Genomic DNA, 7486 nt, shown 5'->3' with positions numbered 1-7486 from the left:
GGAGGGGGAAAAGGGGGGGGGTTTTGAGGGGGGGGCAGTTTCTTTTTTGGGGCAAACCCCCCTCCCCCGTTTCGGAACCCTGGGGGGGGTGGTCTTCCCCACGAAAGGGCCACCGCAGCCACCCCAAGGCTCAAGCCAATCCGGCAAAATGCTGGCGAAACTGCTGCGGCGTCACTCCCAGGCGTCGCTGGAACACACTGCGCATATGGTGCGCGTCGCGAAACCCGCATTCGTAGGCAACGGTTTTCAATGGCGAGTTGCCGCTTTCGAGCATCACCCGCGCCGCGTCCACCCGCGCACTCTCGACAAACTCCGCCGGGGTCACCCGGGTCTCGCGAACAAACACCCGGGAGAAATTACGCGCGCTCATGTTGGTCGCCTTGGCCAGCTCGGCGATGCTCAGGTCGCCGGTCAGGTGGGCCAGCACATACTGTTGGACCTGGGCCACCGGCGAGGACGCCTCGGCATAGGGTGTCAGGTAGGGACTGAACTGCGACTGGCCGCCCGAACGCTGGGTAAACACCACCAGCCGCTTGGCCACGTTGAGGGCCACTTCCGCGCCCTGGTCGCGGGACAGCAGGTACAACGACAGATCGATGCCCGCCGTCACCCCCGCCGAAGTGAACAGCTTCTCGTCCTGGACATACAGGCGATCGGCCTCGACCCGAGTGGTCGGGCACAGCGCCGCCAGGGCTTGCGAGTCGTTCCAGTGGGTGGTCACCGTGCGTCCCTCCAGCAAGCCGGCCCGGGCAAGCATGAACGCGCCGTTGCAGATCGAACCGAAGAAGCCGGCACGGCCGCTGGCAGCCCGCAGCCAGGCATGGAATTCTTCGCCGAAATCCTGCCCCGGCAGGCTCGGTCCGCCGGCACACAACAACAGGTCGTAGCTCGCCAGGGCTTCGCTGAAATGCCGATGCGCCTGGATCGCCAGACCATTGGAACAGGGCACCCAGCCGCGTTCGACACCGATCACTTCAAGGTGATACTGGGCGTCGGGCAGCAGGAAGCGGTTGGCTTCGGCAAAGACATCCATCGGCCCCGTGACATCCAGGGACTGGACGCCGGAGAACACGACAACGGCGACGGTGCGGGTCATGGAACAAGCCTCATTCAGATCAGCCCTACGGTAACCAAACCCCCGTCGCGATGCGAGGCGGACCTCGCCGCTGGCCGGAAAAGCCCGCTGCTTGGCACGATTGCGACGCCCGCCGCGAACCCGGCCGGAAAACCCGCCAGGCTGTCCGGATTGCGCCCCTCGCGCGGCTACGGAGCCTCCCGGCCGATCCTGATAATAGCCGGCGTTGACGCGGCACTTGCGCCACGTCGCTGACCGGAGCGATACACACCATGAGTACCCCCGTTGTTGTAAACGCCGAACGAGTCGGCCCGGCCTTCTCGGTCGACGGCATGCTGCTGGCCCGCCAGAAAACCCGTGAAGTGATTGCCCGTATCGCCGAGCGCGTGGAGCCGGGCATGGTCGAGGAAGACGCGGTCGAGATGGCCAAGCAGGTCCTGGTCGGCAGCGGCCTGCAACTGAGCTGGCACCCGACCCGGGTGCGCTTTGGCAGCAACACCACCAAGGCGATGAAGCAGTCGTCGGAGCCCGGCATCGTGCTGCGCGACAACGATATTTTCTTTATCGACCTGGCACCGCGCGTCGAAGCCTGGGAAGGCGATGGCGGCGCGACATTCGTGGTCGGCCAGCACAAAGAATACGAGCGTTGCGCCCGTGACGCCGAGAACCTGTTCCATGAAGTGCGGGAAATCTGGACCCGCGACAAGCTCAGCGGACGGGCACTGTACGATCATGCCGACCGTATCGCCCGCTCCATGGGCTGGGAACTGAACTTCGACCTGCCGGGCCACCGGGTCTCGGACTTCCCCCATGCGACCATCCACACCGGCTCCCTGGCCGAGTTCGAGCTGAGTCCTTCGGCCATGCGCTGGATCCTCGAGATCCATATCCGTGACCCGCAGAAACGCTTCGGGGCCTTCTTCGAAGACATGCTGCTGGATGACGCCTACTACGTTTGAACCCGCCCGTGGCCGCGCCTGCACGGTCGGCCTGCCGGCTGATCGCGAGCCGGCTCGGCTCCTGCTGGGCATCGGCGCTGGCGCGAAACCCGCCCCGAATGGCCGCAATCGCCACCTTGTGTCGATAGCGGCCAACCTTCTACCCCGCCAGACTGATTCCATCGGCGCCAACCCGGCGCTCGCCCCCCAGGAGTCATGACCATGAGCAACACCATTGCCGGTATCAGGATCCCCGACAGCGCGCTGGCCAGGGCCACCACCGAATACATCCGCGATGTGGAAAGCGACCTGCTGTACAACCACTCGCGCCGGGTGTTCCTGTTCGGCGCCCTCAGCGGCGAACGCAAGCAACTACCCTACAACCCCGAACTGCTCTATGTCGGCGCGATGTTCCACGACCTCGGCCTGGTGGAAGGCCATCGCAGCGACGACGATCGCTTCGAAGTGGACGGCGCCAACGCCGCCAAGGCGTTCATGAAGCCCTACGGGCTGTCGGATGACGATATCGAGCAGGTCTGGCTGTCGATTGCCCTGCACACCACGCCGGGCGTGCCCCAGTACCTGCGCCCGACCGTGGCGCTGGTGACCGCGGGCGTGGAGATGGACGTGCTGGGGATGGAGTATGCCGCGTTCCCTGCCGCGCAGCGCGAAGCCGTGGTGCATGCGCATCCACGTGGGGAAGGGTTCAAGGAGTGCATCATCTGCGCGTTTGCCGATGGGCTGCGCCATCGTCCGCTGACCACCTTCGGCAACGTCAAGACCGACGTGCTGAAGGACAAGGACCCGAGCTTCAAGCCGATGAACTTCGTCGAGGTGATCCGGCGTTCGCCGTGGGCCGAGTGACTCACCTGCGGATGTGTCGGTGGTCTTGAGGGCCTCATCGCTGGCAAGCCAGCTCCCACAAGGGGCTCCAGTCGTACACAAAATCCATGTACGCCCAGAACCTGTGGGAGCGGGCTTGTCCGCATTGCGGCATTCCGAGGGCCTCTTCGCTGGCAAGCCAGCTCCCACAGGGGGCTCCAGTCGTACACAAAATCCATGTACGCCCAGAACCTGTGGGAGCGGGCTTGCCCGCATTGCGGCATTCCGAGGGCCTCTTCGCTGGCAAGCCAGCTCTCACAAGGGGCTCCAGTCGTACACAAAATCCATGTACGCCCAGAACCTGTGGGAGCGGGCTTGCCCGCGAAGCTTTTTGAACGCTAAGCGGTCTCGGCCGCCGGCGCGCGACGCACGTCCGGTTGCTTCCACGAATCCGCCGCGCCTTCCTCGATGGCTTGCTGGATGGCTTTCTTGCGGCGCTCTTCGGCCTGGCGGCTGAAGTACCAGACCAGGAAGGTCACCAGCGACACCGCCAGCAGGATCAGGCTCGCCACCGCGTTGATTTCCGGCTTCACGCCCAGGCGCACCGCCGAGAAAACCTCCATCGGCAAGGTGGTGGAACCCGGACCCGAAACGAAGCTGGCCAGCACTAGGTCATCCAGGGACAAGGCGAACGACATCATGCCGCCCGCCGCCAGCGACGGCGCGATCATCGGGATGGTGATCAGGAAGAACACCTTCCACGGCCGCGCACCGAGGTCCATGGCCGCCTCTTCGATGGACAGGTCCAGCTCGCGCAGGCGTGCCGAGACCACCACCGCCACATAGGCCGCACAGAACGTCGTGTGGGCGATCCAGATCGTGACGATGCCACGCTCCTGGGGCCAGCCGATCATCTGCGCCATGGCCACGAACAGCAGCAACAGCGACAGGCCGGTGATCACTTCCGGCATCACCAGTGGCGCCGTGACCAGGCCACCGAACAGGGTACGCCCCTTGAAGCGGGTGATACGGGTCAGCACGAACGCCGCCAGGGTGCCCAGCGCCACCGCCGCGACGGCGGTGTAGCAGGCGATTTCCAGCGAGCGGGCAACCGAGCCCATCAGTTGGGTGTTGTCCAGCAGGCCGACGTACCACTTCACCGACCAGCCGCCCCAGACCGTCACCAGCTTGGAGGCGTTGAACGAGTAGATCACCAGGATCAGCATCGGCAGGTAGATGAACAACAGGCCCAGCACCAGCATCAGGTTTGAAAAACTGAAGCGCTTCATTCCTTGCCCTCCATTTCTTTAGCCTGACTGCGGTTGAACAGAATGATCGGCACGATCAGGATCGCCAGCATCACCACGGCGAGCGCGGACGCCACCGGCCAGTCACGGTTGTTGAAGAACTCTTGCCACAGCACTTTACCGATCATCAGGGTTTCCGGACCGCCGAGCAGCTCGGGGATCACGAACTCGCCCACCACCGGGATGAACACCAGCATGCAGCCGGCGATGATGCCGTTCTTCGACAGCGGCACGGTGATCTTCCAGAAGCTGTTGAAGCGGCTCGAACCCAAGTCGGACGCGGCCTCCAGCAGGCTGTTGTCGTGCTTCACGAGGTTGGCGTAGAGCGGCAGGATCATGAACGGCAGATAGGAATACACAACGCCGATATACACCGCCAGGTTGGTATTGAGGATCTGCAGCGGTTCGCTGATCAGCCCGGTCCACATCAGGAACGCGTTGAGCAGCCCGTTGTTGCTGAGGATGCCCATCCAGGCATAGACGCGGATCAGGATCGCGGTCCAGGTCGGCATCATGATCAGCAGCACCAGCACGGTCTGCAATTCCTTGCGCGCGCTGGCGATGGCATAGGCCATCGGGTAGCCGATCAGCAGGCACAGCAGCGTGCTGAAGAAGGCCATCTTCAGCGAGCCGAGGTAGGCCGCCAGGTACAGGTCATCGTCGCCCAGCATCGAATAGTTGCCGAGGTTGAGGACCAGTTGCAGCTTCTGTTCGACGAAGGTGTAGATCTCGGTATACGGCGGAATCGCCACATCCGCTTCAGCAAAGCTGATCTTCAGGACGATGAAGAACGGCAGCATGAAGAACAGGAACAGCCAGAGGAAAGGGATCCCGATGACCGCATGGCGGCCGGAGGGGGTTATTCGCTGCAGTTGGCGCTTGAGCTTTCGCATGTTCATGAGCGCAGTACCACGCCGCTGTCGTCTTCCCACCAGACGTACACTTCGTCACCCCAGGTCGGCCGCGCGCCCTGGCGCTCGGCGTTGGCGACGAAGGACTGCACCAGCTTGCCGCTCGGCAGCTCGACGTAGAACACCGAGTGACCGCCGAGGTAGGCGATATCGTGCACCTTGCCGCGCGACCAGTTGTACTCGCACTGCGGCTGGGTCGTGGTGACCAGCAGCTTCTCCGGACGGATCGCGTAGGTCACGCTCTTGTCCTGGACCGACGTGGTCACGCCGTGGCCGACGTAGATGCTGCGTTCCAGCTCGGGGCTGGTGATCCGCGCATAACCTTCGGCATCCTCGACCACCGAACCTTCGAAGATATTGACGTTGCCGATGAACTCACAGACCAGGCGGCTGGTCGGGGTTTCGTAGATGTCGATCGGGCTGCCGATCTGGGCGATCCAGCCCAGGTGCATGATCGCGATCCGCTCGGCCATGGTCATGGCCTCTTCCTGGTCGTGGGTCACCATGACGCAGGTCACGCCGACGCGCTCGATGATCTCGACAAGCTCAAGCTGCATCTGCGAACGCAGCTTCTTGTCCAGAGCACCCATGGGCTCGTCGAGCAGCAACAGCTTCGGCCGCTTGGCCAGGGAACGGGCCAGGGCCACGCGCTGGCGCTGACCACCGGAGAGCTGGTGCGGCTTGCGCTTGGCGTACTGGCTCATCTGCACCAGCTTGAGCATTTCGGCCACGCGGGCATCGATCTCGGCTTTCGGGATCTTGTCCTGCTGCAGGCCGAAGGCGATGTTCTGGGCCACGGTCATGTGCGGGAACAACGCATAGGACTGGAACATCATGTTGATCGGCCGCTCGTAGGGCGGCATCTCGGTGATGTCCACGCCATCGAGGTAGATCCGGCCTTCGGTCGGCCGTTCAAAACCCGCGAGCATGCGCAGCAAGGTGGATTTACCCGAACCCGAGCCGCCGAGCAGGGCGAAGATCTCGCCCTTCTTGATTTCCAGGGACACATCGTCCACGGCAATCGTCTCGTCGAACTTCTTCGTGACCCGGTCGATCTTGACCAACACCTGCTTGGGTGATTGGTCGCCCTCGAGGGCTTTCTTATAGGCGCCGGAGGCAACAGCCATTTGCAAAACTCCCAACAAAATTTAACCGCGGGGCCAAGACGGCCCGGCGTTGGATAGTTTGACCCGAGGGTCCCTTCGGGCTACTTGCCCGACTTCACCTTGGTCCAGCTGCGGGTCATCAAACGTTGGATTTTCGGGGGTAGTTCAGAGTTGACATAAAGCTTGTCCACTACAGCTTGCGGTGGGTAAACCGCTTCGTCGGTGCGCACAGACTGATCCATCAGTTCGCCAGCCTTTGGGTTCGGGTTGGCATAGCCGACATAATCGCTGACCTGGGCGATCGCTTCAGGTTGCAGCAGATAATTGATGAAGGCGTGGGCCTCCTTGACGTTGCCGGCGTCCTTGGGAATCGCCAGCATGTCGAACCAGAGGTTGCCGCCTTCCTTGGGAATCACGTAGGCGATGTCCACGCCTTTCTTCGCTTCTTCGGCGCGCTTGCGGGCCTGGAAGATGTCGCCGGAGAACCCGGCGGCCACGCAGATCTCGCCGTTGGCCAGATCCGAGATGTACTTGGACGAGTTGAAGTAGGTGATGTACGGACGCACCTTCAGCAACTTCTCTTCAGCCAGCTTGTAATCCTTTTCATTGGTGCTGTTGGGGCTCAGGCCCATGTAGTTCAGCACCGCCGGCAGCATTTCATCGGCCGAATCGAGGAACGCCACGCCACAGCTGGAAAGCTTCTTGATGTTCTCCGGCTCGAACAGCACCGCCCAGGAGTCGATCTTGTCGACGCCCAGCACCGCCTTGACCTTCTCGACGTTGTAGCCGATGCCATTGGTGCCCCACAGGTACGGCACGGCGTACTGGTTGCCCGGATCGTTCTTCTCCAGGCGCTTCATCAGCAGCGGGTCGAGGTTGGCGAAGTTGGGCAACTGCGACTTGTCGAGCTTCTGGAAGGCGCCGGCCTTGATCTGCTTGCCGAGGAAGTGGTTGGACGGCACGACCACGTCATAGCCGGTGTGCCCGGCCAGTAACTTGCCTTCCAGGGTTTCATTGGAATCGAAGACGTCATAGACCGGCTTGATACCGGTGGCCTTCTCGAAGTCGGCCAGGGTGCTCTCGCCGATATAATCGGACCAGTTATAAATATGCACGGTGGGGGCGGCCTGGATACTGACGGTCAACGTCAGGCCGGCACCGACCAGCATGGCTTTGCGAAACAAAGAAATAGACACTCGGAGGTCCTCTCAATAGTTGGGCCTGAGTTGCCCGGGTCACATGGCGTCAAACCGCCCGGTGACAAAACCGGCGCGCAACTTACCCTCGATAAACCGATCCAGCAAAGTTTTCTGTCGATGGGCGTGGA

Annotated in this window: 7 protein-coding genes; 2 read left to right on the top strand and 5 right to left on the bottom strand. The window is 62.5% G+C overall.

What is annotated here, in order from left to right; all coding sequences use genetic code 11:
* Positions 1–130 precede the first annotated feature (130 nt).
* Positions 131–1096 carry a GlxA family transcriptional regulator gene (locus tag ACL9RJ_RS33020; protein WP_017127069.1) on the bottom strand — a complete coding sequence of 322 codons (966 nt, stop codon included), beginning with the start codon at positions 1094–1096 and terminating at the stop codon, positions 131–133.
* A 251-nt stretch (positions 1097–1347) separates the two neighbouring features.
* Here ACL9RJ_RS33020 and ACL9RJ_RS33015 point away from each other — a divergent pair, with 251 nt between their 5' ends.
* On the top strand, positions 1348–2034 hold the full coding sequence (locus ACL9RJ_RS33015) for a M24 family metallopeptidase (protein ID WP_177083662.1): 687 nt from the start codon (positions 1348–1350) through the stop codon (positions 2032–2034).
* 201 nt (positions 2035–2235) lie between these two features.
* Positions 2236–2877, top strand: coding sequence for an HD domain-containing protein (locus ACL9RJ_RS33010; protein WP_017127071.1), 642 nt, complete (start codon positions 2236–2238; stop codon positions 2875–2877).
* Between the two features lie 356 nt (positions 2878–3233).
* Here ACL9RJ_RS33010 and ACL9RJ_RS33005 read toward each other — a convergent pair whose 3' ends face one another.
* From ACL9RJ_RS33005 to ACL9RJ_RS32990, 4 genes are all read right to left on the bottom strand, one after another.
* The gene (locus ACL9RJ_RS33005) at positions 3234–4124 is read right to left on the bottom strand and encodes an ABC transporter permease subunit (RefSeq protein ID WP_017125328.1); all 891 of its coding nucleotides are present in this window, start codon (positions 4122–4124) and stop codon (positions 3234–3236) included.
* Positions 4121–5041: an ABC transporter permease subunit gene (locus ACL9RJ_RS33000; RefSeq protein ID WP_017125329.1), complete on the bottom strand. Its 921-nt coding sequence runs from the start codon at positions 5039–5041 to the stop codon at positions 4121–4123. The genes ACL9RJ_RS33005 and ACL9RJ_RS33000 overlap by 4 nt, the downstream gene beginning before the upstream one ends.
* Positions 5038–6180 (bottom strand): ABC transporter ATP-binding protein, encoded by a 1143-nt coding sequence (locus ACL9RJ_RS32995; RefSeq protein ID WP_017125330.1) that lies wholly within the window; start codon positions 6178–6180, stop codon positions 5038–5040. The genes ACL9RJ_RS33000 and ACL9RJ_RS32995 overlap by 4 nt, the downstream gene beginning before the upstream one ends.
* An 80-nt stretch (positions 6181–6260) precedes the next feature.
* Positions 6261–7355: a polyamine ABC transporter substrate-binding protein gene (locus tag ACL9RJ_RS32990; RefSeq protein WP_042935057.1), complete on the bottom strand. Its 1095-nt coding sequence runs from the start codon at positions 7353–7355 to the stop codon at positions 6261–6263.
* Positions 7356–7486: the final 131 nt, after the last annotated feature.

Origin of the sequence: Pseudomonas sp. Mn2068, from assembly GCF_049319725.1 — a bacterium.
Classification (GTDB): Bacteria; Pseudomonadota; Gammaproteobacteria; order Pseudomonadales; family Pseudomonadaceae; genus Aquipseudomonas; species Aquipseudomonas gingeri.
This window is presented reverse-complemented; position numbering and strand designations above follow the sequence as displayed.

Bases quoted from the DNA above. Each gene is read 5' to 3' on its own strand.
- ACL9RJ_RS33010 (WP_017127071.1), top strand. From the start codon at position 2,236: ATGAGCAACACCATTGCCGGTATCAGGATCCCCGACAGCGCGCTGGCC.
- ACL9RJ_RS33020 (WP_017127069.1), bottom strand. From the start codon at position 1,096: ATGACCCGCACCGTCGCCGTTGTCGTGTTCTCCGGCGTCCAGTCCCTG.
- ACL9RJ_RS33015 (WP_177083662.1), top strand. From the start codon at position 1,348: ATGAGTACCCCCGTTGTTGTAAACGCCGAACGAGTCGGCCCGGCCTTC.
- ACL9RJ_RS32995 (WP_017125330.1), bottom strand. From the start codon at position 6,180: ATGGCTGTTGCCTCCGGCGCCTATAAGAAAGCCCTCGAGGGCGACCAA.
- ACL9RJ_RS33000 (WP_017125329.1), bottom strand. From the start codon at position 5,041: ATGAACATGCGAAAGCTCAAGCGCCAACTGCAGCGAATAACCCCCTCC.
- ACL9RJ_RS33005 (WP_017125328.1), bottom strand. From the start codon at position 4,124: ATGAAGCGCTTCAGTTTTTCAAACCTGATGCTGGTGCTGGGCCTGTTG.